Origin of the sequence: Mycobacterium sp. (assembly GCF_032162105.1) — a bacterium.
GTDB lineage: Bacteria > Actinomycetota > Actinomycetes > Mycobacteriales > Mycobacteriaceae > Mycobacterium.
This window is the reverse complement of the sequence record NZ_JAVRPS010000446.1, coordinates 21,126-44,341: the sequence shown is the minus strand read 5'-3', so window position 1 is coordinate 44,341 and position 23,216 is coordinate 21,126. Positions and strand designations below refer to the sequence as shown.

Annotated in this window: 17 protein-coding genes and 3 pseudogenes; 8 read left to right on the top strand and 12 right to left on the bottom strand. The window is 68.1% G+C overall.

Annotation, left to right across the window (positions count from 1 at the left end):
• Positions 1-93 precede the first annotated feature (93 nt).
• The 3 genes from QOC69_RS22815 to QOC69_RS22805 are packed head-to-tail and all read left to right on the top strand — an operon-like array spanning position 94 to position 3,547.
• Positions 94-1,005 carry a hotdog family protein gene (locus QOC69_RS22815; RefSeq protein WP_526443868.1) on the top strand — a complete coding sequence of 304 codons (912 nt, stop codon included), beginning with the start codon at positions 94-96 and terminating at the stop codon, positions 1,003-1,005.
• Between the two features lie 50 nt (positions 1,006-1,055).
• Positions 1,056-2,249: a CoA transferase gene (locus QOC69_RS22810; RefSeq protein WP_526443833.1), complete on the top strand. Its 1,194-nt coding sequence runs from the start codon at positions 1,056-1,058 to the stop codon at positions 2,247-2,249.
• Positions 2,243-3,547, top strand: coding sequence for an amidohydrolase family protein (locus tag QOC69_RS22805; RefSeq protein ID WP_526443831.1), 1,305 nt, complete (start codon positions 2,243-2,245; stop codon positions 3,545-3,547). The genes QOC69_RS22810 and QOC69_RS22805 overlap by 7 nt, the downstream gene beginning before the upstream one ends.
• Before the next feature lie 34 nt (positions 3,548-3,581).
• Here the strand turns inward: QOC69_RS22805 and QOC69_RS22800 are convergent, their stop codons facing one another.
• Positions 3,582-6,866, bottom strand: a complete 3,285-nt coding sequence (locus tag QOC69_RS22800; RefSeq protein WP_526443829.1) for a helix-turn-helix transcriptional regulator — start codon at positions 6,864-6,866, stop codon at positions 3,582-3,584.
• A gap of 170 nt (positions 6,867-7,036) precedes the next feature.
• Here QOC69_RS22800 and QOC69_RS22795 point away from each other — a divergent pair, with 170 nt between their 5' ends.
• Complete coding sequence (locus QOC69_RS22795) at positions 7,037-8,281, top strand: cytochrome P450 (RefSeq protein ID WP_526443826.1); 1,245 nt, start codon at positions 7,037-7,039, stop codon at positions 8,279-8,281.
• A gap of 51 nt (positions 8,282-8,332) precedes the next feature.
• Here the strand turns inward: QOC69_RS22795 and QOC69_RS22790 are convergent, their stop codons facing one another.
• Positions 8,333-9,238 (bottom strand): alpha/beta hydrolase, encoded by a 906-nt coding sequence (locus QOC69_RS22790; RefSeq protein WP_526443824.1) that lies wholly within the window; start codon positions 9,236-9,238, stop codon positions 8,333-8,335.
• A 132-nt stretch (positions 9,239-9,370) separates the two neighbouring features.
• Here QOC69_RS22790 and QOC69_RS22785 point away from each other — a divergent pair, with 132 nt between their 5' ends.
• The gene (locus tag QOC69_RS22785; protein WP_526443822.1) at positions 9,371-9,742 is read left to right on the top strand and encodes a nuclear transport factor 2 family protein; all 372 of its coding nucleotides are present in this window, start codon (positions 9,371-9,373) and stop codon (positions 9,740-9,742) included.
• A 26-nt stretch (positions 9,743-9,768) separates the two neighbouring features.
• On the opposite strand, the pseudogene QOC69_RS22780 reads toward QOC69_RS22785, so the two are convergent.
• Positions 9,769-9,930: pseudogene (locus tag QOC69_RS22780) on the bottom strand (UTRA domain-containing protein); the annotation flags it as partial.
• Here QOC69_RS22780 and QOC69_RS22775 point away from each other — a divergent pair.
• Positions 9,911-10,144 (top strand): annotated as a pseudogene (locus tag QOC69_RS22775) (ABC transporter permease); the annotation flags it as partial. The pseudogenes QOC69_RS22780 and QOC69_RS22775 overlap by 20 nt on opposite strands.
• A gap of 107 nt (positions 10,145-10,251) precedes the next feature.
• On the opposite strand, the gene QOC69_RS22770 reads toward QOC69_RS22775, so the two are convergent.
• Together QOC69_RS22770 and QOC69_RS22765 are read right to left on the bottom strand one after the other, a co-directional pair.
• Positions 10,252-11,628 (bottom strand): septum formation family protein, encoded by a 1,377-nt coding sequence (locus QOC69_RS22770; protein ID WP_526443820.1) that lies wholly within the window; start codon positions 11,626-11,628, stop codon positions 10,252-10,254.
• Between the two features lie 76 nt (positions 11,629-11,704).
• Positions 11,705-13,882 carry an acyl-CoA dehydrogenase family protein gene (locus tag QOC69_RS22765; protein WP_526443819.1) on the bottom strand — a complete coding sequence of 726 codons (2,178 nt, stop codon included), beginning with the start codon at positions 13,880-13,882 and terminating at the stop codon, positions 11,705-11,707.
• A 132-nt stretch (positions 13,883-14,014) separates the two neighbouring features.
• Between QOC69_RS22765 and QOC69_RS22760 the strand changes: the two genes are divergently transcribed.
• Positions 14,015-15,238, top strand: a complete 1,224-nt coding sequence (locus QOC69_RS22760; protein WP_526443817.1) for an alpha/beta hydrolase — start codon at positions 14,015-14,017, stop codon at positions 15,236-15,238.
• Between the two features lie 20 nt (positions 15,239-15,258).
• Complete coding sequence (locus QOC69_RS22755; RefSeq protein ID WP_526443815.1) at positions 15,259-16,677, top strand: WS/DGAT/MGAT family O-acyltransferase; 1,419 nt, start codon at positions 15,259-15,261, stop codon at positions 16,675-16,677.
• An 11-nt stretch (positions 16,678-16,688) separates the two neighbouring features.
• Here QOC69_RS22755 and modA read toward each other — a convergent pair whose 3' ends face one another.
• From modA to QOC69_RS22720, 7 genes and pseudogenes are all read right to left on the bottom strand, one after another.
• Positions 16,689-17,468, bottom strand: a complete 780-nt coding sequence (gene modA / locus QOC69_RS22750) for a molybdate ABC transporter substrate-binding protein (RefSeq protein ID WP_526443866.1) — start codon at positions 17,466-17,468, stop codon at positions 16,689-16,691.
• Positions 17,469-17,488: 20 nt separating this feature from the next.
• A complete protein-coding gene (locus QOC69_RS22745; RefSeq protein ID WP_526443813.1) occupies positions 17,489-17,896 on the bottom strand; it encodes a TOBE domain-containing protein in 408 nt (135 codons plus the stop codon).
• 80 nt (positions 17,897-17,976) lie between these two features.
• A pseudogene (locus QOC69_RS22740) lies at positions 17,977-18,907 on the bottom strand (alpha/beta fold hydrolase).
• Between the two features lie 20 nt (positions 18,908-18,927).
• Positions 18,928-20,160, bottom strand: coding sequence for an alpha/beta hydrolase (locus tag QOC69_RS22735; RefSeq protein ID WP_526443864.1), 1,233 nt, complete (start codon positions 20,158-20,160; stop codon positions 18,928-18,930).
• Positions 20,138-21,772, bottom strand: a complete 1,635-nt coding sequence (fadD12, locus tag QOC69_RS22730; RefSeq protein ID WP_526443862.1) for an acyl-CoA ligase FadD12 — start codon at positions 21,770-21,772, stop codon at positions 20,138-20,140. Before fadD12 ends, QOC69_RS22735 begins: the two co-directional genes overlap by 23 nt.
• Before the next feature lie 40 nt (positions 21,773-21,812).
• Positions 21,813-22,619 carry a lysophospholipid acyltransferase family protein gene (locus tag QOC69_RS22725; protein ID WP_526443811.1) on the bottom strand — a complete coding sequence of 269 codons (807 nt, stop codon included), beginning with the start codon at positions 22,617-22,619 and terminating at the stop codon, positions 21,813-21,815.
• Positions 22,620-22,709: 90 nt separating this feature from the next.
• Positions 22,710-23,201 carry a hypothetical protein gene (locus tag QOC69_RS22720; protein WP_526443809.1) on the bottom strand — a complete coding sequence of 164 codons (492 nt, stop codon included), beginning with the start codon at positions 23,199-23,201 and terminating at the stop codon, positions 22,710-22,712.
• Positions 23,202-23,216 lie beyond the last annotated feature (15 nt).

Genomic DNA, 23,216 nt, shown 5'->3' with positions numbered 1-23,216 from the left:
GCATGTGATGCTGTGACTTTGTCCGGCCATATTTCGGGTGGCCCCCACTTCGACGAATTGCACGTCGGCCAGGTATTCGGCTGGGCGCCGTCGATGACGCTGAGCGACGGTGCCGCTGCGGTGCACCAGTCGATCCTCGGCGACCGCATGCGCCTGCCCCTCGACCAGACCCTGACCCACGCCGTCACCGGAGCGCCTGCCGCGCTGGCGCACCCCGCCCTGGTGTGTGATGTCGCGATCGGTCAGAGCACGCTGGCCACCCGGCGCGTCAAGGCCAACCTGTTCTACCGCGGCCTGCAATTTCACCGGTTCCCGGTACTCGGCGACACCCTGTACACCCGGACGGAGGTCGTTGGCCTGAAGCAGAACTCGGCCAAACCGGGACGCGCGCCAACCGGCCTGGCTGCGCTGCGGATGACGACCATCGACCAGGCCGACCGCCTGGTACTCGACTTCCACCGTTGCGCGATGCTGCCCTTGCGTGATGGTGCCGACACGGGCCACGACGACGACCTGTCGGCGATCGGCGCCGATGCGCCCACGGCGCCGGATCCGACCGAAGCCTGGGATGCCGACGCCTTCCGTACCCGGGTGCCGGGCCCGCACTTCGACCCCGGCATCGTCGGTTCGGTGCTGCACGGCACCGCCGACGTGGTCAGCAGCGCGCCCGAACTGGCCCGCCTGACACTCAACATCGCGGCGACACACCATGATTCGCGTGTCGGCGGCCAGCGACTGGTGTACGGCGGACACACCATCGGGCTGGCATTGGCTCAGGTGACCCGGGTGCTGCCGAACCTCGTCACGGTGCTCGGGTGGGCATCGTGCGACCACACCGGACCGGTGCAAGAGGGTGACACGCTCTACAGCGAGATCCACGTCGAGGAGGCGGCGGCCCTGCCCGGCGGCCGCGGCGCGGTGCTGACGTTGCGGTCGCTGGTGTTCGCGGTCGACGAGACCGATCGGCAGGTGCTGGACTGGAGATTCACCGCCCTACATTTCTAAGCGCCCGATTCGATGTCGCCGCCGGGGCGGGCTCCGGCCACAATGGTGCCGTGGACGCAGTGGCGCGGGACTGGGGTGCCAGCGGGCTGGCCTACCTGACCGGCCTGCCCGACGGTCCCCCCGACTTCTCCCGCGCCGCCGTACTGACCAGGGCCCGCGCCGTCGCCGCCGACCTCGGCGGCCGGATCGGCGTCGAGTTGGATGCGGCCGTGTTGCTGTCCGGGCGGGCCGCTCAGCTCGGCTTGTCCCGCGGCGGCCGCGTCTCCCCTGGCGGGGCCACCCGACTGCTGCCCACCCGTCACGGCTGGGGCGCCATCACGCTGTCGCGACCCGACGACGTCGACGCCGTGCCAGCCCTGTTGGAACACCAGATCGCCCCCGATGACACGTGGTCCGCCGTCGAACGCTGGGCCGCAGGCCGGTCGGCCGACGAGGTCGTCGGACGGGCCCGATTGCTTGGCTTGCCCGCGGCGGTGCTCGGTGAGGCGTCTCCCGGGCAGCCCGTCGTGCGGCGGATCGGTGCCGCGGCGTCGCCCCGTCGACCGTCGGGCCTGTTGGTGGTCGACATGTCGTCGATGTGGGCCGGGCCGCTGTGTGCGCGGATTCTGGCGTGGGCGGGTGCCACGGTGGTGAAGGTCGAGAGCACGGCGCGGCCCGACGGAACCCGTCTCGGCCCGAAGCCATTCCTCGACTGGATGAACGGCGGAAAGCTTTCCTATGCAGCGGATTTCGGCGATCCGTCGGGCCTGCGCGCACTGCTCGCCGCGGCCGACGTGGTGATCACCTCGTCGCGCGCGGCGGCGCTGGCCCGCCGCGGCCTCGGGCCCGACGACGTGCCCGCCCGCGACGGGCGGGTCTGGCTGCGGATCACCGGCTACGGCGCGGACGGCGACCGCGGAGACCTGGTGGCCTTCGGCGACGACGCCGCGGTGGCGGGCGGGCTGGTCGGCCGCAGCGCCGACGGTCCGGTGTTCTGCGCCGATGCCGTCGCCGACCCCCTCACCGGATTGCAGGCCGCGCTCGCCGTTGCCGAGAGCCTGGCCCGCGGCGGCGGCGAACTCATCGACGTCGCCATGGCCGCCGTCGCCGCGAACTACGCTGCCGAATCCGAGATGCCCAGTGAAAGCGATTGTGCCGCCGCAGCACCCGCTGCGCCGACGGTGGCATCGCCTGCAGCCGAACTGGGGGCCGACACCGCCCGCGTGGACCGACTGGTCACCGAAAGACGGTACGCCGCATGCTGATTCAGCGCGCCCGCCTGCTCGACGGCGCGGTCGTCGACATCCGTGCCGAACAAGGCATCGTCGACGTGGCCGAGCACCTCGCGCCGTCCGCGGGGGAGTCGGTGTTCGACGCCGGCCAGCACACCGTCATCCCCGGCTTGCACGATCACCACGTCCACCTGCATTCGGCCGCAGCGGCCTTGACGTCGGTACCGGTCGGGCCGCGGGAGGTGCACGGTCGAAATGACCTCGCCCGCGTGCTGGCCGAGGCCGTGATCGGCGAGGACGGCTGGATCAGGGCGGTGGGTTACCACGAAGCCGTCGCCGGGCCGCTGAACCGCGAGACGCTGGACGACGTGGCGCCTGCCGTACCGGTGCGCGTGCAGCACCGCAGCGGGGTCCTGTGGACGCTGAACTCGGCTGGGCTGGCCTGCGTCGGGCTGCCGGACCACCCCGACGGACGGCTCCGCAGCGCCGACCAGAACTGGTCCAACTCCCTGCAGCGCCGCGAAACGGGGCTGGCGGAGGTCAGTCGACGGCTGGCGTCCTACGGCATCACCGGCGTCACCGAGGCCACCCCGGACCTCGGCATCGAGGACACGGTGAAGTTCGCCGAGGCCCACCGCCACGGTGACCTCCTGCAACAGGTGGCGTGCCTGTCGCCAGGCAAGCGGATCCTGCACGACGACGGCCTCGACCTGGACCAGTTGACCCGCTGGATCGGCGCCCGACACGACGCAGGCGGCCCGGTCGCGCTGCATTGCGTCACCGCCGCCCAACTCGTCGTCACCATCGCCGCGCTCGACTCGGCGGGTACCCGACCGGGGGACCGCATCGAGCACGCCGCTGTGGTGCCCGACGACTGCCTGTCCGACCTGGCCCGGCTCGGCGTGACCGTCGCAACGCAGCCGAACTTCGTCGCCGAGCGCGGCGACCAGTACCTCGCCGACGTACCCGCCGATGAGCACCACCAACTGTGGCGCGTCGCGTCGCTGTTTCTGGCCGGCGTCAAGGTCGTGATGTCGACCGATCTTCCGTTCGGTGACGCCGACCCGTGGGCGGCGATGCGGGCCGCCGTGCACCGCACCACCGCGTCGGGTGCGGTTCTCGGACCGGCCGAACGCATCGACGCACGCACCGCGCTGGAGATGTTCCTCGGTGAGCCCCACCAGCCGGCCAGGCCGCGCACCGTCGCGCCCGGCCAACCGGGGAACCTGTGCGTGATCGCCGCGCCGCCCGACGAACTCCTGCGCGAGCTGGACGCGGACCTGGTCGCCGCCACGATCGTCGAGGGAAGCGTGGTTTTCGAGCGAGCCTGATGGTGCGGTGAAGCATTCGACCCGTCGGCGGGGTTCAGGTGTGGCGTGCTGCTTCTTGGACGAGTTGCACGCGTGAGGTCAACCCGAGCTTTGCATACACGTGCGTGAGATGGGTTTGCACCGTTCGCGGCGAGATGAACAGGCGCTTGGCGACATCGGCATTGGCCAGGCCTTCGCTGACCAGCTTCACGACGTCGCGCTCGGTTGGCGTGAGCGACTCCCAACCGCTGTCAGGCCGCTTACGTTCCCCACGCCCACGCTGTGCATAAGCGAGCGCCTCCTCCGTCGACAACGCGGCGCCCTGATCCCAGGCTGCCTCGAAGTCACTGTCCCCCAGGGCGGTACGAACGTCCTCGACATCGTGGACATAGTCGCCCTCATCGATCTTGAATCGAACAACGCCGATGCGCAGCCGCATCGCGTGCGCGGCGCCGAACAGCCGTGCGGCCTCGCTGTGACCTCCGGTTCGTGCGGTCAGCACCGCGCGGGTTTCGAGCAGGTCCGGCGTCATCAAGTGCGCCTGCATGTCGGTGACCATCGCCAGTGCGTCATAGACATCCCGTTCAGCCTGTTGTGGTTCTCCCTGCGCGAGTGCCACCCGGGCACGCGTGCCCAGCGCTCGCATCAAATGCCAGTAACTGGTCTTTGACACCACAGTGTCGGCCCAGCGGCGCGCTTCGGTGGGGTCGCCGCAGGCGGTGGCCACCTCTGCCAGGGGGGCGAGGCTCAGCGTCAGCGGCTCCCGCTCAGGAACCTGGTGGTGCAACGCCTTTTCGCATGCGATCCTTGCCTCCGCCAGATCTCCTGCGGCAAAGGCTGCCAGCCCCAACACCGCGTAGGCGTTATCGAGGTTGTAACCCCCGATCGCTGCCCCAGCTGCGATGGACTCTTCGGCAGTGACCCGAGCGGCGTCGAACTCACCCTGGTAAGTGAGTCCGAAAGACAAGGTGATCAGGCAGAGTGCCCGCGTAACGGGGTCGTGAGCCGCGTCAGCGTCCTCGAGCACACGGCGTAACCCGGGATTTCCTTCTGCCAGATCGCCGAGGCAGGTCTTCGCCAAGGCAAGCCACAATCGAAAGATGCGACCGTGGAACCCATCCCCGGCCGCATCAGCGAGGGCGCAACCCTCTTCGGCCGCCATGAGCGGCACACCCAGGTCACCGGTTGCGTTCCCATTGAATGCCCGCCAACCGAGCAGCTGGCGCAACCACCACCCCTCGCCGGATTTCCGCGCGAGGTCGATGCCCTCATCCAGGTACCGCTGGACGATGTCCGTTCGATAGACGGCCTGCCCCGCGCACGCCGTCAGTGCCCTGACCGTCAGCTTCTGATCGCCGATATCGCGGGCGATCGCCAATGCCTGCTGGGCAAGCTCCAGGCTGACCGCGCCGGCGTATGCGTCGAGCGCGGCCTGGTCGGCCATTGCCAGCCCTCGCAACGCGGGTTGCAGGGTGTGGCCCGTTCCATTGAGCACAGTGTCGAACCAGCTCAGTCCTTCCGTGAAGCGGCCCTTCGTCACCCACAGCGGATGCAGCGCCGACGCCAGCTCCAGCGCTCGATCAATCTGCGAGAGTTCAAGGCTCCACGTGAACGCCCCACGTAGGTTGTCGATCTCGCCGTCGGCCCAGTCAACGCGCCGATCTATGTCAGTCACTCTCGGGGCGTCAAGCTTCGCGGCCGCGGCGTTGTAATGGTCGCGGTGACGTGTGCGGACCACATCAGCTTCGCCGGACTCCCCGAGCTTCTCCAGGGCGTACTGGCGCACCGTTTCGAGCAGACGGTATCGTGTTGGGCCGCTGGTGTATTCCGCATTGACCAGAGACTTGTCGACGAGCAGGGTGATCAAGTCGATCACCTGATGGCGCTCGACGTCGCCGCCCGCGATTGCCTCAGCCGCGACGATGTCAAACCCACCCATGAATACCGCCAGCTGACGGAGCAGCACGCGTTCGGGTTCCGTCAGCAGTGCGTGTGACCAGTCCACCGATGCCCGAAGTGTCTGTTGGCGTCGCACCGCACCGCGCGATCCGCCGGTCAGCAGCCGGAATCGATCGTGTAAACCGTCGAGGATCTCTTCCAGGGACAAGGCCCGTACGCGCGCCGCCGCGAGTTCGATCGCCAGCGGGACGCCATCAAGGCGGTGACAGATTTCTGCAATGGCTCTTGCGTTTTCGTCGGTGAGAGTCAGCGCCGGTCGAGCTCGGCGTGCGCGATCGGCGAACAGTTCGATAGCCTCGTCGTCCAGCGACAGTGATGGCACGCGGTAGATGACCTCGCCGGCCAATCCGATGGGTTCACGGCTGGTGGTCAACAGGGATAGTTGCGCGCACGCACTCAACAGGGTCGTGGTCAAGTCGGCGACGGCGTCGAGGACGTGCTCGCAGTTGTCCAGCACCATCAGAATTCGTCGATCGTCGACGAACCGCGCCACCGAGTCGAGGGCAGACCGGCCCGGTTCGTCTCGAAGACCGAGTGCACGGGCGACCGCTACTTGTACGAGCGCGGGATCGGTGATGGGTGCCAGTTCGACGTAGCACACGCCGTCGTCGAACTCGGTGGTGAGCCGGCTCGCGACCTCGATGGCGAGTCGCGTTTTGCCTGCGCCGCCGGCTCCGGTCAGGGTGACGAAGCGATTGTCACTAAGGCTTCGCCCTAGCTCGTCCATTTCGGCTTGGCGCCCGACGAAGCTGGTGAGCTGGGCCGGAAGATTGTGCGAGCGGGTGGTTTTGGAGGTTCGAAGTGGTGGGAACTCGTTGCGGATCTCGGGATGGCAGAGTTGCATCACGCGATCGGGGCGGGGCAGATCCCGAATCGGATGAGCACCGAGATCGGTCAGCCACGCATCGGCGGGCAACCGTTCATCGACCAAACCACTTGTCGTATTGGACAGCACGGTTTGTCCGCCGTGTGCTAGATCCCGCAGCCGGCCGGTGCGGTTGATGGTGGGCCCGATGTAGTTGGCTTCGTCGCGAAGCTGGACCTCACCGGTGTGCAGCCCAATCCGCAGACGGATCGGAGCCAGCGGAGCCCGCTGCAACTCGAGCGCGCAGGCGACCGCGTCGCTGGCCCGTCCGAAGGCGATGACGAAGCTGTCGCCCTCGCCCTGTTCGATCGGGCGGACCCCGTGATGGGCGTCCACCACCTGCGCCAGGGCACGGTCGAGGTTTGCGAACGCCGCGGTCATCTCCTCGGGCTGGGTCTCCCACAGCCGAGTCGAGCCCTCGACGTCGGCCAGCAGCAACGTCACCGTTCCGGTCGGTACCAGCTCGCTCACGCCCAGGTCGCTCCAGACCAACGACACCGCGTCGATTTCGCTCATGCTAGCCACACTGCGGCGTACGTGACCCGCAAACATCGGCGCTGATGCGTAGATCGCGCCAGGAACCCGTCGTATCTACGACCCCTTGCTGGCGTTTTCTACGCGGTGCGACCGATGGACTTGGGCCCGCGGGATCGGATTCTCGAGTCAACCGACCCGAGGAGACCACCATGACCACCGACACCAAATCCATCAGCAGTTGCCCGACCGTCTTCGAGGCCGGGTTGCCGTCCCTGGAATACCTGCAGTTACAGGACCCCGAAGACGCCCACCGCGCCATCGCCGAGGCACGCCGGGATGCGCCGATCGCCCTCGGCGCGCTCGGGCCCGAGGTTCTGACCTACGAGCTGGTCCGCGCGGTGCTGCGCGACCCGCGGTTCGCCACCGCGCACCGGCCCGGCGCCGAAGCGCAGGGCATCACCGCAGGGCCACTGTGGCATCGGATCACCACCTTGATCTTGTCCATCGACGGCGAGCGCCATCACCGGCAGCGCCGCCTGGTGGCCAAGGCGTTCACCCCCCGAGCCACCGCGCGCCTCCAACAGCTGATCGTCGACATCATCACCGAATTGCTCGAGCCGCACCTGGCACGGGGACGGTGCGACGTCGTGTGCGATGTCGCCGAACGGTTCCCGACCCCGGTGATCTGCGCACTTCTCGGCACACCACGCGATGACTGGAAGCTGTTCTCCGACTGGTCCAATGACATCAAGAAGATCTTCGACTGGAATCTCGCTGCCGACGAAGCCAGCATCCTCAACGCCTGGCAGGCCCTCGACGACTATCTCGAGGACATGATCGCTTGCCGGCGTCAGACGTTGACCGACGACCTGATCTCAGAGCTGATCCGCGCTGAAGACGATGGGCAAAAACTCGACCACGACGAACTGCTGGCGCTTGCCGTGGCCCTGCTCGGCGCAGGCACCGACACCACACGCCACCAACTGGCCGCTTCCGTAGACCTTCTCTGCGATCATCCCGACCAATGGGCGCTGCTCGGCGAACGGCCCGAACTCGTTCCTCGCGCGGTGGAGGAACTCATGCGCTACCGACCGATCGGCTTCGCCCTGCCCCGCATCGCCACCGAAGACGTCGAGCTGGCGGGCCTCCGCATCCCGGCGGGAACGATCGTGTTGGCCAACACCGCGGCCGCCAACCGCGACCCGGCAGCCTTCAACGATCCCGACCGATTCGACATCACCCGCGACAACACGGTCGGCACGCTGAGCTTTGGCAGCGGTGCGCACTACTGCTTGGGTTCACATCTGGCCCGGCTCGAACTCGCCAAAGCGCTGACCATGATGGCCCAGCGCATGCCCAATCTGCGCCGCACCGGACCGGCCCCGTGGCCGTCGATGGTCGGAGTCACCGGACCGGCCACGCTGCCCGTCGAATTCGATCTGAGACGGTCATGATCTGCCCGCGCGAACGCCCAGCGGCGGGCAAGTACCGCAGCGGCGACGACTTCAGGCGTCCGCCGGTTCCGTCCGCCTGAGCGTCTGACGCAGGAACTCGACCTGGCTGTTGAAGAACGACTGTGACACCGAGGCTTTCGGGACGACGCCGTCGAAGCCGTGGAATGCGCCCTGGACCACCTCGAGGTCGCACGGCACCCCTGCCGCCCGCAGTCGCTCGACGTAGGCGAGGTCCTCGTCGTGGAACAGGTCCAGGGTGCCGACACCGAGCCACGTGGGCGGTAGCCCGCGAAGGTCGTCGCGTCGGGCGGGCACGGCGACCTTCGGGTCAGCGTCGCCGAGGTAACTCGACCAGCCGTATCGGTTGGAGGACTGCGACCACAACCGATGGTTGCGGCCGTCGATTCCCTCTGCGGTCGCCGACCGGTCGTCGAGCATCGGGTAGACCAACATCTGCGCCGCGACGTCGACGTCGCCGCGGTCCCGAGCCAGCAGCGCCAGGGCGGCCGCAAGGCCTCCGCCCCCGCTGGCGCCGCCGATGACCACCCGTGCGGGATCGACCGCGGGCAGCCCGGCCAGCCAGGTCAGCGCCGAGTAGCAGTCCTCGACCGGAATCGGGTAGGGGTACTCCGGTGCCAGCCGGTATTCGACCGCGGCGATCGTGATGCCGAGGTCGCGCGCGAACCGGCGGCAGATGGCGTCGTCTTGCGCCGCGCTGCCGATCACGTAGCCGCCACCGTGAATCCACACCATGCCTGGCCCGGTGCCCGTCGCGCCCGGTGGTCGGTGCAGGCGCACGCCGACACCCGAGGCGAGTGTCAGGGTCTCGATGTCGGCAGGCGTGTTGCGGCCCACCAGTCGCCCCGCCGCGCGCATGAGGGGCAGCGTGTAGCGGGTGATGATCGTGCGGGGAATGAACCGGGCGGTGCGCTCCAGCTCTGGATGAAAGTCGGCCACCCAACCGACCTTACGTTCTTGAGCGAGCACCGGCGTGGGTGGTGCCCCCGCAGGGTTGACCCTCCCCCAGGGGGAGGCAACAAGGTGGGTTGTGGGTCCAGTCAGCCCGATGCAACGAAAGGGAGAAACCGCATGACCGCAATCATGACCGACGCAATGCCCAACCCAATCCGCCAGTACTTCACCGCGATGAACGCCTTCGACAGCGCGGGCATGGTCTCGGCGTTCGCCGACGACGCCGTGGTGAACGACATCCAGCGGGAGTTCTGGGGACCCAAGTCGATCCAACGCTGGGCCGATCGGGAAAGCGTCGGCGACAAGGTCGTCACCACCAAGTTCGTTGACGTACGCGAGCATCACGGCGACTACATCGTCGGCGCTGAAATCGATGGCGATTACGACAAGACCGGCGTACCCGACCCGTTGGTGCTCACCTTCTACTTCTCGTTGGACGACGACAAGATCAGTCGCCTCATCATCGTGGCCAACAAGCCGGGCTACTGAAGGGCGTACCGATTGCGCCGCCGTCGTCAGCCGCGGTCGTTGGGCATGGCCTCGAACGCTACGCGGTCACCGCGGTACAACGAGCGCACCACTTCGATGGGCCGGTCCTCGGTGTCGAGCGACCGCCGGTGCAGGCGCAGCATCGGCATGGCCGTCGTCGACTCGAGCAGGCCGGCCCTCGGCGCGGCGGCGGGCCTGGCCGTGGCGTTGTCGATGGGCGAGCTGGGGGCCACGGTGATGGTCTACCCCGCGACGTGGAAGACGTTGCCGGTGACCATCTTCGCGCTGACCGACCGCGGCCAGGCGTTCCAGGCCGCCGCGTGCACGACGATCCTGCTGCTGGTCACGCTGCTGGCGCTGGTGCTGCTGGGTCGCATCCGCGGCCGCGCCGCCCTGCGTTAGGGGTCCGTGTGCGAAGTCAACGCCCAACGTACGGTTGTCGTACACATCGCCCGAGTGGCGCCGTGAACAACCGCACGTTGGGCGCGCTAATCAGGAACGGCGGACGGTCACACCCCGGATGCTGGTGGCGGTGGTGGCGGTGGTGGCGGTGGTGGCGGTGGCACCAACCACGGCAGCGTGATCGGCGCCATGCCGGGTACCTCTATGACGCCCGGCTGGGGGCCTTGGCTCTGTTCGGTTGAAGGCTCGGCTCCCGGCGGCGGACCCGGCAGCGGGCCTGGCGCTCCCGGCGGCGGACCCGGCAGCGGGCCTGGCGCTCCCGGCACTCCCGGCGGTGGCGGCGACGTGGCGGCCGTCGTCGTGGTCGTGGTCGTTGGTGCCGGAGCGGCTGTCGTCGTCGGAGGCGCTGCGGTGACCGGAGGCAGCGGGACCAGGGGCTCCTCGTACACGGGCGGTGGCGGTTGATCGGACGGGCTCGGCGGCGGCGGTGCGGGTTCAGGGGATGACGCTGGAGGGAGGTCGGCAGGCAACGGACCCCTTACGCTGCCGGCCAGTGGTGCCCAACCGTTCTCCCGCCTGTCACCGACGGTGCACGACACCTGTCGGCTGCCTGCTGCCCAGCTCCCCGGTGACACGGTGTCGTAGTTGCTTGCCAAACCCCTTGCTTGCGGCGTTTTCGGCGCGAGGTAGGCGTCTGCCGCCCGCGTGCACGACTCGGCGAGGAATGCCTGCTGTTCGGGCTCGGCGGGGAAGGCCCCGGGGAACCGCTCCGCCAGGTTCACCGCTCCGGTCACCTCCAGAGCGTGCGATGACGAACAGTCCACCGGCACGTCCGTCGATCCATGTGTCGTCTCATCGATGCCGAGGCATGTGCCGACCGGCCATACCCTGGACTGGTCGATTTCGGCGATCTTGCCCGTGAATGGGACCGGTCGACCTCCTGGTCCAAGGAGTTGTAGTCCGCACAGCAGGTTTCGCTCACTGGCCGGTGTTCCGACGGCGTCCCCTGGCCAGATGACGCCGATCGTGAACCTGCTGGCGGGGTCGTACCGGTCACCCAGGTACTGGCGCGCCGCCAGCTGACACGGCTCGCCGAAATTGTTCATCGCGACGGGCTTCGCGACCTCGAACATGTGGTCGGCCGTGCACTGGACGAAGGACGGTTTGTCGGGCTGGTCGGGGGGCCAGCTCAGGCAGGTACCGCTCTTGGCGTTGCTGAAGACCACCTCGGCGCGGCTCGCGCCGTTGGACGCGGTCCGTTCGCGCTCGGGCGTGGAGGTGGCAAGTTGGATGACGCCCCCGAGGATCAGGCCAATCAACGCCAACGTCAGAAGACCACGCCGGTTCGCGCGGGTGGATGGATGCTGATCCTCGGCTGGTGTCTGCGTGTGCTGGAGCGCGGCGAGCACCGACGCGAGGTCGACGGTTTCTGCGCCGTTGCTCGACGATGGCGACTCGCTCGCCGGGCCGAGTTTGCTAGCCACGATAGTCAAGCTTGGCACAATCCGCGGCGTCGTGCCCAGCCCGTGGCCCTTCGTTACTGCACCCGTGGCTTCTCCGTTACTTCAGCAGCGGGTCCCGCGGCAGGCCGAGGATGCGTTCGGCGATGGTGTTGCGGGTGATCTCCGAGGTGCCCCCCGCGATCGTCATGGCGCGGTTACCGAGGTAGGTCGTCGCCAGCTGAGGGGTCAGCCCGACGACGGCGGCGGACCCGGCCAGGTCCATGCCCAGCTCCGTGAGGTGTTGGGACTGCTCGGCGAGCAGGAGCTTGGTCACGTTGCCCTCAGGGCCCGGCTCGGCGCCCGAGATCGCCCGGGTGACCCGGCGCAGGTTGAGCAGCCGCAGCGTGTGGCCCTCGGCGATCACCTCGCCGGCTCGCCGGATGTAGCTGGTGGCGGTGTCGGCCGGTGCGCTGTCGAGCAGCTTGATCAGGTCGTCCACGGTGAACCCCGTCGGCGCAGAGGATCCGCCACCGATGGAGATCCGCTCGTTGCCCAGCGTGGCGCGGGCGACCAGCCAGCCGCGGTTGACGTCGCCGACGACGTCGGAATCGGGCACGAACACGTCGTCGAAGAACACCTCGTTGAAGTGGGCGTGACCCGTCATGCCGCGAAGCGGATTCACCGTCACCCCCGGCGAGGCCATGTCGATCGCCATCATCGTGACCCCGGCGTGCTTGGGGGCATCGGGATCGGTGCGCACCGTCGCCAGCCCCCACTGGCACTGGTGCGCCAGGCTGGTCCACACCTTCTGCCCGGTGATCCGCCAGCCGCCGTCGACCTTCTTGGCCGCCGTGCGCACCGCCGCGGCGTCGGAACCCGCACCGGGCTCGGAGAACAACTGGCACCACATCACCTGGCCGCGCAGCACCGGTTCGACCCAGCGCTCGCGCTGGTCGTCGTTGCCGGCCTGGGCGATCGTCAGCGTCACCCAGCCGGTGATGCCCATGTCGGCACGTTCTACGTTCTCGAACTCCTCCTCGATCACCAACTGCTCCAGCACACCCGCACCGCGACCCCACGGTTTCGGCCAGTGCGGCACCAAATACCCGGAGTCGACCAGGAAGTCACGCTGCTGCTCTGCAGGCAGGGACTTACACGTGGTGACGGCGTCGCGGGCGGGCTTGCGGTACTCCTCGGCCTCGTCGGGCAGCGTGAACGAGGCGCCGTGCGCCTGGCCGCCGCGCTGGCCGTCGACGACGTCGATCAGGGGCTCGGCGCCGTCAGCCATCACCGCCGCCAGCGTGCGGGCCCGCCGCAGGTACATGTGCGCGTCGTGCTCCCACGTGAACCCGATGCCGCCGTGCAACTGAATGTTGTACTGCGCGTTGAATATCTGAGTTCGGATGGCGTGCGACGCCGCGACGGCGCCTGCGAACCAGGCGCTGTCGAGGTCGTCTGCCCTCGCGGCGTCCCAGGTAGCCGCCGTGGTCTGCTCGGCGTTGACGAGCATGTTCGCGGCGTGGTGCTTGACGGCCTGGAAGGTGCCGATGGTGCGGCCGAACTGCTCGCGGACCTTCGCGTACTCCACGGCCATGTCCAATGTGGCCCAACTGATTCCGACGGCCTCGGCGGAGGCCAGGATGCGGAAGACGGTGCGGGCGCGTCGCGCGGCGCCGCGGAGCACGCGCTCCTCGGCGACGGCGACGTTGCGCAGTGCGACCGATCCGATGCTGCGGGTGGTGTCCAGCGACGACAGCGTGGTCACCGTGACGCCGTCGGCATCGGCGTCGACCAGCACGACGTCGTCTCCGGCCATGACCGCCAGCACGGCCGCATCCGGAGCGCCCAGCACGGCCGGGCTCTCACCGGCGACCACCAGGTCCGAGCCGACGGTGACGCTGCCCGACAAGCCAAGCGCGCCCACCACACTGCCATCGGCGAGTCCCGGAAGAAGTTGCGCGTGAACCGAATCGGGCGCGCAGCGGTCGATCACCACCGCGGCCGCCACGGTGGGCAGGAAGGGGCCGGGGCACAGCTCACGGCCCTGTGCCTCCAGCACCACCGCCAGCTCGGACAGGCCGAAGCCCGAACCACCGTATTCCTCGGCGACGGCAAGGCCCTGCCACCCGACGTCGGCGGCGGCCGACCACAGGGCGGCCGGGTGGTTGGCGCCGTCGGTGTCCGAGTCGAGTGTGGCCCTGGCCGCAGCAAGGCTGTTCAGCCGTTTGAGCTGGCCGTTTGCGGCGTCGGCGAGGTCGCGGTGGTCGTCGGTGATCGCTAGCGCAGAGTTGCCCACCGCTCGACTTAACCACCGAAAAGCCCAGCTCGTACCTGTGATACAGGTCACAGCAATCGGGCAAATGTGCCGTTGGTAGACAACATCCCAGAGTTGTCGTGTCCCAATGAGTAGCCGAGGTACAGTCGCGAAATGACGGCTCGCCCGGACACCCGGTACCCCGGACCGACCTGGACCACGCGAGCGCGCTGGTTGATGAAGGCAGGCCCCGCCGATTACATGCTGGCGATGAGCGTCGCATCCACCTCGCTGCCCGTAATCGGCAGGCATCTCGAGCCGCTCGGCGGCGCCACGGCGATGAGCATCTGGGGTGTCCGGCACATGCCGGACTTCCTCGTGGCGGCGGTGAAGTCGTGGTTCACGCCGGGCATCGGCGAGGTGCGCAAGCAGGAGCGCGACGCCACCAACACCGTGACCGAAGCCGCGTTGAGGGGTGTCGTGCCTGCAAAGGATCTCGATATCACCTGGCCCGCGCCCGAGCGCACCCCACCGGTGTGGAAGGCGTTCGAGCATCGCAAGAACGTGTACCGGTCCTCGGTGCGCTACGGCGACAGCCCGGCGCAACTGCTCGACGTGTGGCGCCGCGAGGAATTGCCCACCCAACCCGCACCGGTGCTGCTGTTCGTTCCTGGCGGCGCATGGGTGCACGGCAGCCGGCTGCTGCAGGGCTACGCATTGATGTCGCACCTGGCCGAGATGGGCTGGGTGTGCCTGTCCATTGACTACCGGGTTGCGCCGAATCACCGCTGGCCCCAACACATCACCGACGTGAAGACCGCCATCGCGTGGGCGCGCGCCAATGTGGACAAGTTCGGCGGCGACCGCGACTTCGTCGCTTTGGCCGGTACGTCGGCCGGTGGGCATCTCGCAGCCCTGGCCGGTCTGACGGCCAACGATCCCGAGCTCCAGGACGATCTTCCCGAGGGGTCCGACACGTCCGTCGCCGCCGTCGTCGGCATCTACGGCCGCTACGACTGGGAGGACCGGTCCACCGTCGAGCGGGCCCGCTTCGTCGACTTCCTCGAGCACGTGGTGGTCAAGCGCAAGATCGACAGACACCCGGAGATCTTCCGCAAGGCCTCGCCGATCGCCCGCACCCACGCCGACGCGCCGCCGTTCCTGGTCATCCATGGCAGCGGCGACACCGTCATCCCGGTGCAGCAGGCGCGTGACTTCGTGGAGAAGCTGCGGTCCGCGTCGCGAGCCCTGGTCGGTTACGTCGAGTTGCCGGGCGCCGGGCACGGGTTCGACATGACCGACGGTGCCCGCACCGGCTCGATGGCCACGGCAATCGGCTTGTTCCTCAATGAAGTACACCGAAACCGGACGATCATCCGGGAGAAGCAGGTTATATAGCCTCCGGGTAGGAGGTTCGGGTGAAGAGACTCAGCGGGTGGGACGCTGTGCTGCTGTACAGCGAAACACCGGCAGTGCACATGCACACCCTCAAGCTCGCCGTGATCACGCTCGACGACCTCAAGGGCCGACAGTTCGGCATCGACGAGTTCCGTCAGGTGATCCGTGGCCGGCTCTACAAGCTCGACCCCTTCCGCTACGAACTCGTCGACATCCCGTTCAAGTTCCACCACCCGATGTGGCGGGAGAACTGCGAAGTCGACATCGACTACCACGTGCGGCCGTACCGGGTGGACAGCCCAGGGGGCAGGCGCCAACTCGACGAGGCGGTCGGCAAGATCGCCGGCACACCACTCGACCGCAGCAGGCCGCTGTGGGAGATGTACTTCATCGAGGGGCTTGCCAACGGCAGGATCGCCGTGCTGGGGAAGATCCACCACGCCTTGGCCGATGGGGTCGCGTCGGCGAACCTGATGGCGCGCGGGATGGATCTGTCGGATGGGACGCAGGCCGATCGGGACGGGTACGCAACCGATCCCGCGCCGACCCGGCCGGAGCTGGTGCGAACCGCGTTCGGCGACCACCTGCGCCAGATCGGCAGACTGCCCGGCGTGATGCGCTACACCGCCGCGGGCTTGAGTCGGGTGCGCAAGAGTTCGCGGAAGTTGTCGCCGGAGTTGACCCGTCCGTTCACGCCGCCACCCAGCTTCATGAACCACATGGTCGACGGCACGCGCAAGTTCGCGACCGCGTCGCTGGCGCTCGCCGACGTCAAGGCGACGGGCAAGCACCTGGGCGCCACCATCAACGACATGGTGCTCGCAATCTCGGCTGGGGCACTGCGCAAGCTTCTGCTGCGCTACGACGGCAACGCCGATCACCCGTTGTTGGCTTCCGTCCCAGTGAGTTTCGACTTCTCGCGCGATCGGATCTCGGGCAACTACTTCACCGGCGTCATGATGGTGCTGCCCGTGGAGCTCGAGGATCCGCTCGAGCGCGTGCAGGCCGTGCACGACGCGGCGGTGGACGCCAAGGAGGCTCACGACCTGATGGGGCCCGAACTGGTCAGCCGTTGGTCGGCATACTTCCCGCCCGCGCCCGCCGAGGCGCTGTTCCGCTGGCTGGCCAACAAGGACGGTCAGAACAAGGTGCTCAACCTGCCCATCTCCAACGTGCCAGGCCCCCGCGAGCACGGCCGGGTGGGCGGCGCATTGGTCACCGAGATCTACTCGGTGGGCCCGCTCACCACCGGCAGCGGCCTGAACATCACCGTGTGGAGCTACGTCGACCAGCTGAACATCTCGGTGCTGTCCGACGGCGCCACGCTCGAAGACCCGCATGAGCTGACCAAGGGCATGATCGAGGCGTTCATCGAAATCCGGCGCGCCGCTGGGCTTTCCGAAGAGCTCACCGTCGTCGAGGGCGCGATGGCCCAGTAGCCGTCACCGAGTCAGGGCTTGGCGAAGCCCGCTTGCGACAGCACCTTCTGGCCCGCCTCGCTGGTCACCAGGTCGACGAACTTCTTGGCCGCGTCCGCGTCGGTTGCGCTCTTGAGCACCGCGATCGGATAGGTGTTGACCGCAACGGATGACTCCACGAAGTCGACCTGGGCGACCTTGTCGCCAGCGCTGATGGCGTCGGTGACGTAGACGACTCCCGCGTCGGCCTGCCCGCTGGTCACCTTCGTCAGCACGTCGGTGACCGAGGATTCCTCGCTCACCGGGTTGAGTGTCACCTTGGTCCCGTCCTCGACCTTCTTCGTCGCCGATCCGCACGGCACCTGCGGTGCGCACACGACGACACTCAGGTCCGGCGTGGCCAGATCGGCGAACGAACTCACCTTCTTCGGGTTGCCCGGCGCGGTGACGATGACGAGGGTGTTGGACGCGAAGTCGACGGGGGCACCGGAGAGCAGCCCGGCCTGGGTCGCCTTGTCCATGTTCTTCTCGTCTGCGGAGGCGAACACGTCGGCCTTGGCGCCCTGGGTCAACTGGGTCACCAGGTCCGACGAACCGGCGAAGGTGAAGTCGACGGACCAACCGGGGTTGTCGGTCTTGAACTGTTCGCCGATGTCGGTGAACGTCTTCTTCAGTGACGCTGCAGCGAACACGACGAGTTGCCCGCCTGCCGCCGCCGTGCTCGTGGAGCCGCCGGATGAGGTGGCCGGCGAGGACGAGTCGGTCGACGACCCGCAGCCGGTCGCCACGGCCATGGACACGACGCCCGCCATGACTAGTCCAAGAGCGCGCTTCACGAATCTCCTCGGTGTGTCTCGACGATGACGGTGGTGGCCTTGACGACGGCGACGGCGACGCTGCCTGGCTCGAGTTTCAGCTCGCGCACGGCATCGGCGCTCATGAGCGATACGACGACGAACGGTCCGCATTGCATCTCGACGTGAGCCATCACCTTGTCGGTGACGACCTTGGTCACCAGGCCCACGAAACGGTTGCGTGCCGAGCTGGCGACTCCAAGCGGATCCTGCGGCACCGGAGCCGCATTGGCGCGGGCGAACTCCGCGAGAACGTCACCCGCGATCACCATGCGCCCGGAGTCGTCCTCAGTCGCGGACAGACTGCCGTGGTCTATCCATCGCCGGACGGTGTCGTCGCTGACCCCGAGCAGGCCGGCGGCCTCGCGGATTCGGATCGACGGCACGCACGGATGCTATCCCACCGTATCCGCGGATAAGAAGGGGTTCTGCATCCGCGGATGCGGCTCGACTGTCCGCGACGACGTCATGTCACGTCTTGAGATTGTCCGGCTGAGTGGCCGATGAAGTCGATGCCGGCATTGATCGCAGGGCGATGTCGCAGGATGCGGTAGTGCGCAAGCCGCCCGAGCCCACGGGTGGTGACCAAGCGTGCGTCAGGCCAAATGCCGACGACCTTCTCGCTCGTCGCGTAGGGACTGTCGGGGTCATCGGGATCGTGGATGACCAGAAGCGGCGTCGGACTGTTGATTGCGGCCGCCACGTGGGAGATGTCGGTGTCGAACAGCGGCATGCCAACTCGTCGATCGAGACGGCGATGCAGCCCGGTGCGGATGCGGAGTCCGAAGCCGTGGCGATCGGCGAAGAGGTCCAGATACATCGAGAAGTCACCCATCGGCGCCAGGAACACCAGACGTTCGACCGGTGTGCCCCACTCCGTCGCCAACGCGGCAGCCTTCGCACCGAGGGAGTGAGCCACGATCGCGTGCGCGGGCCCGTGTGCTTGCACGACGGCGCGTACCGCGTGGGCGCACTCGACGATCGTGGTGCGTCCGGGCGCGAGTGCGCCTGGATCGGACTCGTTGTGGCTCGGCAGGTCGAACGCGATGACCCGGTGGCCGGCCGCGACGAGCGGTTTGACGAAGATCGCCAGATGCGCGCGGCAGCCGCCCCAGCCGTGCACGAGGTACACCGGTGGCCCAGTGCCCCATGACTCCCCGGCGATCCGGTGTCCGGACCACGCTGCCTCGACCGGCTCGCCCGGCGAAACACCCGGCGGCATGCGCAAACTCGACTCCATGACGGGCGGTGTGCACCACAGCTCGACGGCCCACCTCGCTCCGATCGCGGGAGCGAGGCGTTCCAGGAGCCCGAATGCCCGACGCACCCTCGGCGAAAACGGGCGGTTCGACGCCGGAGCCCATCTCGTCCCGGGAAGGTTCGGTATCGCCAGCCATGAGAAGGCCCTTCTACGCGGTCAACCCCGGGTGGCCTTCACCCAGTCCAGGAAGTGGGCCACCGCCGTGGCGGTGTAGTGGCCGTGCGGCGAGCCAAAGAAGTCGAAGGCGTGCTGGGCGTGCGGAATCTCTGCGTACGCCACCGGGTGGTCCGACGCCTCCTCCAGCGCCGCGGCGAACGCGCGCCCCTCCCGGACGGGGATGATCGAGTCGTCCTGGCCGTGCAGCACGAAGAACGGTGGAGCGTCGGACCGGACCTTGGCGATGGGTGACGCGTCCACGTACACCTGCCCGTTCCCGGCGAAGCGCTTCTTGATCACGAACTTCTGCAGAAAGGCGATGAACTCCGGGCGGCCGGCCCCCTTGGTGCTGAACCAGTCGTAGCGTCCGTACACCGGGACGGCCGCCACCACCGACGTGTCGGCGTCCTCGAAGCCGGGCTGCCATTGCGGATCGTTCGGCGTCAGCGCCGCTAGAGCGGTCAGGTGTCCGCCCGCCGAGCCTCCCGTGATCGCCACGAAGTCCGGGTCGCCGCCGTATTCGGCGATGTTTTCCTTGACCCATGCCAGCGCCCGCTTCACGTCGACGATGTGCGCGGGCCAGCTGTTGCGCGGGCTCACCCGGTACGCCATCGACACGCAGACCCAGCCGCGCTCGGCCAGGTGGCTCATCAGCGGGTAGGCCTGCGGGCGGCGCATCCCGATCGCCCATGCGCCGCCGGGCACCTGCAGCAGCACTGGGGCACGCCCGTCACGGGGGAGGTCGGCGCGCCGCCACACGTCGGCGACGTTGACCCGGTGCGGTCCGTAGCGGACGGTGCTCGTCTTCTGTACGTACTGCCGCCTGCTCCACGACGTGCGGAGCACACCGCCCGGCCTGCGGCGTCGCTCCTGCGCGGCGACCGCCTCGTAGTTCTCGCCGAGCGTCTCGCGCAGCGGATCCTCGAAGTAGTGCTGGGACTGCGCGGAACGGCGGTAGACGAAACCGAGCACGCCCCAGCTGAGCACCGTCAGCGCCAGGGCGATTCGGCCGCGGAGGCCCGTGAAGTCGCCCCGCAGGCCGCGTCGGGCGGCGTCCAGCATCGACGCACCGGCCACCACGGGGGCGGCCTCGCCGGTCGGCCAGCCGAACGCGAACACCGGCAGCGTGACATAGCCCTTGCGGCCCAGCGGGTGCGCCGCGTTGCTGGCGTTGACCAGCTCCGCGACCGCACGCAGCAGCGGATACCGCCTACGTCTCGTCGCCAGCCGCATGGAGAAGCGCGTGAAGCTCACGACGGAGGATCTTGCCAGTGCTGCCGCGGGGCAATTCGTCGAGCACGGCGATCTGGCGCGGCACCTTGTAGTTCGCCAGGTTCTCCCGGACGTGCGCCTTGAGTGTCTCCGGCGTCGCCGCTGCCCCGGCGTCGAGCACGACGAACGCCGCCAGTCGCTGGCCGTACTGCTCGTCGTCCACACCCACCACCGCGGCCTCGGCGACCTCGGGATGAGCGGCCAGCGTCTTCTCCACTTCGATCGGGTAGACGTTCTCGCCGCCGGACACGATCATCTCGTCGTCGCGGCCGACGACGAACAACCGGCCCGCGTCGTCGAGGTAACCGACGTCGCCCGAGTGCATATAACCGTCGTGAAAGGCTTTGCCTTTCTCGGTGGAGCCCCCGGTGTAGCCGTCGAACTGCGTCGAGTTGCGAACGTAGATGGTGCCCACCTCACCCGTCGGCCGCTCGCGGAAGTCGGCGTCGAGGATGCGGATGTCGGTGCCCTCGGCGGGCCTGCCCGCGGTGTCGGGGGCGGCGCGCAGGTCGGCGGGCGTCGCGGTGGCGATCATGCCGGCCTCGGTGGCGTTGTAGTTGTTGTAGACGACGTCACCGAACTGGTCCATGAACCTGGTCACGACATCGGGGCGCATCCGGGATCCCGAGGCGGCCGCGAACCGCAGTGACCGGCCGCTGTAGCGCCCGCGGACGTCGTCGGGCAGATCCATGATCCGGTCGAACATCACGGGGACGACGCACAATCCGGTGGCCTGATGCCGGTCGACGAGGTCGAGGGTGGACTCGGGGTCGAACTTGCGCCGGGTGACGATCGTGCACGCCATCGACGCGGCGAAGGCCAGTTGCGAGAAGCCCCAGGCGTGGAACATCGGCGCGACGACGACCGTCACCTCCCCCGCCCGCCATGGGGTCCGGTCGAGGATCGCCTTGAGCGTTTCCGGTCCACCGCCCGAGTGGCTGGCGCCCTTGGGCGATCCCGTGGTGCCCGACGTCAACAAGATCACCCGGCTCTTGGCCTTGGTGCGCTTGGGTTGGCTTCCAGACCATGCGTCGATCAGCTTCTCGACGGTGAGGTCGGCGGTGTCATTTCCCGGGTCGCTTCGCTCCTGCCCTCCGTCGGTGGTGTCGGTCCACGCCACGATGCGCCTGGCGCCCGTGTGTTCGGCCAGCGCCCGGTCGACGGTGGGGGTGAACTCCTCGTCGTAGATGACGGCGTCGACCTTTTCGCGCACCACCACCTCCGCAAGGGCGGGGCCCGCGAATGACGTGTTCAGCAGCAGCACGTCGGCACCGATGCGGTTGGCGGCGATGAGCGCCTCGACGAAGCCACGGTGGTTGCGGGCCATGATCCCGACCACTTTGGGTCCACCGCCGGGCAGGGCCTGTAGCGCCGCGGCCAACGCGTCACTTCGCCGGTCGATCTCCCGCCACGTCAGCGTGCCGAGTTCGTCGATCAGCCCGGGCCGGTCGGGGCAGCGCGCCGCCGCGCTGGCGAAACCCGAAGTGATGCCCATGTTCTCGCGCGCCATCGCGGCGGCGATCCTGACGTACTTGTCGGGCCGAAGCGGTGCGATCACACCGGCCCGCACCATCGTGGACACCAGGCCGATCGTGTCGGTGAGCGCCACGTTTTCAGCCAAGCACGGGGATGCGGCGTTCCCTGGCCAACTCGTCGAGGGCCCGCTGCATGACGTGCCGGACGTGGGCGTCGACCTCATCGACGTCGGGATCCTCGCCGAACGTCGCCACGATGTCGATCGGAGCCAATACCTGGGTGACGATCTTGGTCGGCAACGGCACGTTGACCGGAAGGACGGCGGACAGGCCGAACGGGAAACCGAAGGTAATCGGAAGGATCTTGACCCGCATGAGCTTGTCCAGTCGGACCGCCTTGGCCAGCCACTCGCCGCGCGACAGGAACAACTGGGCCTCTTGCCCGCCGATCGACACCGTCGGCACGATCGGCACGCCGGCGTTCAGCGCCGCCCGGACGTAGCCGGTGCGACCGTCGAAGTCGATCTTGTTCTCCGACGTCGTCGGCCGGTAGACGTCGTAGTCGCCGCCGGGGAAGACGACGACGATCCCGCCCGAGCGCAGCGCCTCGTCGGCGTTCTCGTGGTTGGCGGGGATGAAGCCGGTCTTCCTGAAGAAGTCGGCGGTGGGCCCGGTGAAGATGATGTCGTGGCTGAGCGTGAAGACTGGCCGGTCGTAGCCGAACTTCTCGTAGAAGCCCGTCGCGAAGACCGGCACGTCCATCGGGAAGATGCCGCCGGAGTGGTTGGCCACCACCAGTGCACCGCCGGGCGGGAAGTCGTCCAGCCCGCGCACCTCGGCGCGGTGGTAACCCTTGATCAGCGGCCGAATCCAGCCCATCACCCGTTCGGTGAGGCCAGGATCCCACTTCGTGACTTCCGGCGGCTCGATATCGGTCGCGTCCACGGGACCCCCTGAAGAATTGGAACGTGTTCTAGTTTTGATGGTACCGGGTCGGGTCAACCCCCGGATCTCGTCGGTCAGGTTGCTCCTGGTTTAGATCGAGCCGACGAACTCCGAGGTGTAGAACTCCTCAGGCGTCAGGGAGTTGGCCGCCGGGCGTTGGATCATCACCCAGGCGCCGGTCGCGTTCGATTCGATCGGGCCTTGGAGCGTCGTGTGTCCCGCGCCGCCCGCGTCGGTCTGCAGACCGCCGGTGATGACGCCGGGCGCGCCGGGCGCGCAGCCCATGGACGGCCGCGGCGTCTGAATGATCCGGACGTCGTAGTGGGTGTTGGGCTCGGCGGTCGCCAGGTCGACGTTGGCCACGACGTTCGACCCCGACGTGCTGAGGTAGGTAACCCCGCGGGCGTCACCGCCGGCGTTCACCCAGATCTCCGCGGTGAAGTCGCAGGCGCGAAACTTGCTGACCATCGGCATCACGGCGGCGCCGGTGGGTTCGGTGGGAGTGGCCGATGCGATTGCGGGGCTGATGGCCATCAGCGACGCGGCAGCTGCGACCAATGTCGCTTGCGCCAATAGTGTCATTAGCTCAGCTTCCTT

Excerpts from the sequence above, each read along its gene's own strand:
- QOC69_RS22815 (WP_526443868.1), top strand. The coding sequence starts at position 94 with ATGACGCTGAGCGACGGTGCCGCTGCGGTGCACCAGTCGATCCTCGGC.
- QOC69_RS22805 (WP_526443831.1), top strand. The coding sequence starts at position 2,243 with ATGCTGATTCAGCGCGCCCGCCTGCTCGACGGCGCGGTCGTCGACATC.
- QOC69_RS22800 (WP_526443829.1), bottom strand. The coding sequence starts at position 6,866 with ATGAGCGAAATCGACGCGGTGTCGTTGGTCTGGAGCGACCTGGGCGTG.
- QOC69_RS22795 (WP_526443826.1), top strand. The coding sequence starts at position 7,037 with ATGACCACCGACACCAAATCCATCAGCAGTTGCCCGACCGTCTTCGAG.
- QOC69_RS22785 (WP_526443822.1), top strand. The coding sequence starts at position 9,371 with ATGACCGCAATCATGACCGACGCAATGCCCAACCCAATCCGCCAGTAC.
- QOC69_RS22760 (WP_526443817.1), top strand. The coding sequence starts at position 14,015 with ATGACGGCTCGCCCGGACACCCGGTACCCCGGACCGACCTGGACCACG.
- modA (WP_526443866.1), bottom strand. The coding sequence starts at position 17,468 with ATGGCGGGCGTCGTGTCCATGGCCGTGGCGACCGGCTGCGGGTCGTCG.
- QOC69_RS22735 (WP_526443864.1), bottom strand. The coding sequence starts at position 20,160 with ATGCGGCTGGCGACGAGACGTAGGCGGTATCCGCTGCTGCGTGCGGTC.
- fadD12 (WP_526443862.1), bottom strand. The coding sequence starts at position 21,772 with ATGGTGCGGGCCGGTGTGATCGCACCGCTTCGGCCCGACAAGTACGTC.
- QOC69_RS22720 (WP_526443809.1), bottom strand. The coding sequence starts at position 23,201 with ATGACACTATTGGCGCAAGCGACATTGGTCGCAGCTGCCGCGTCGCTG.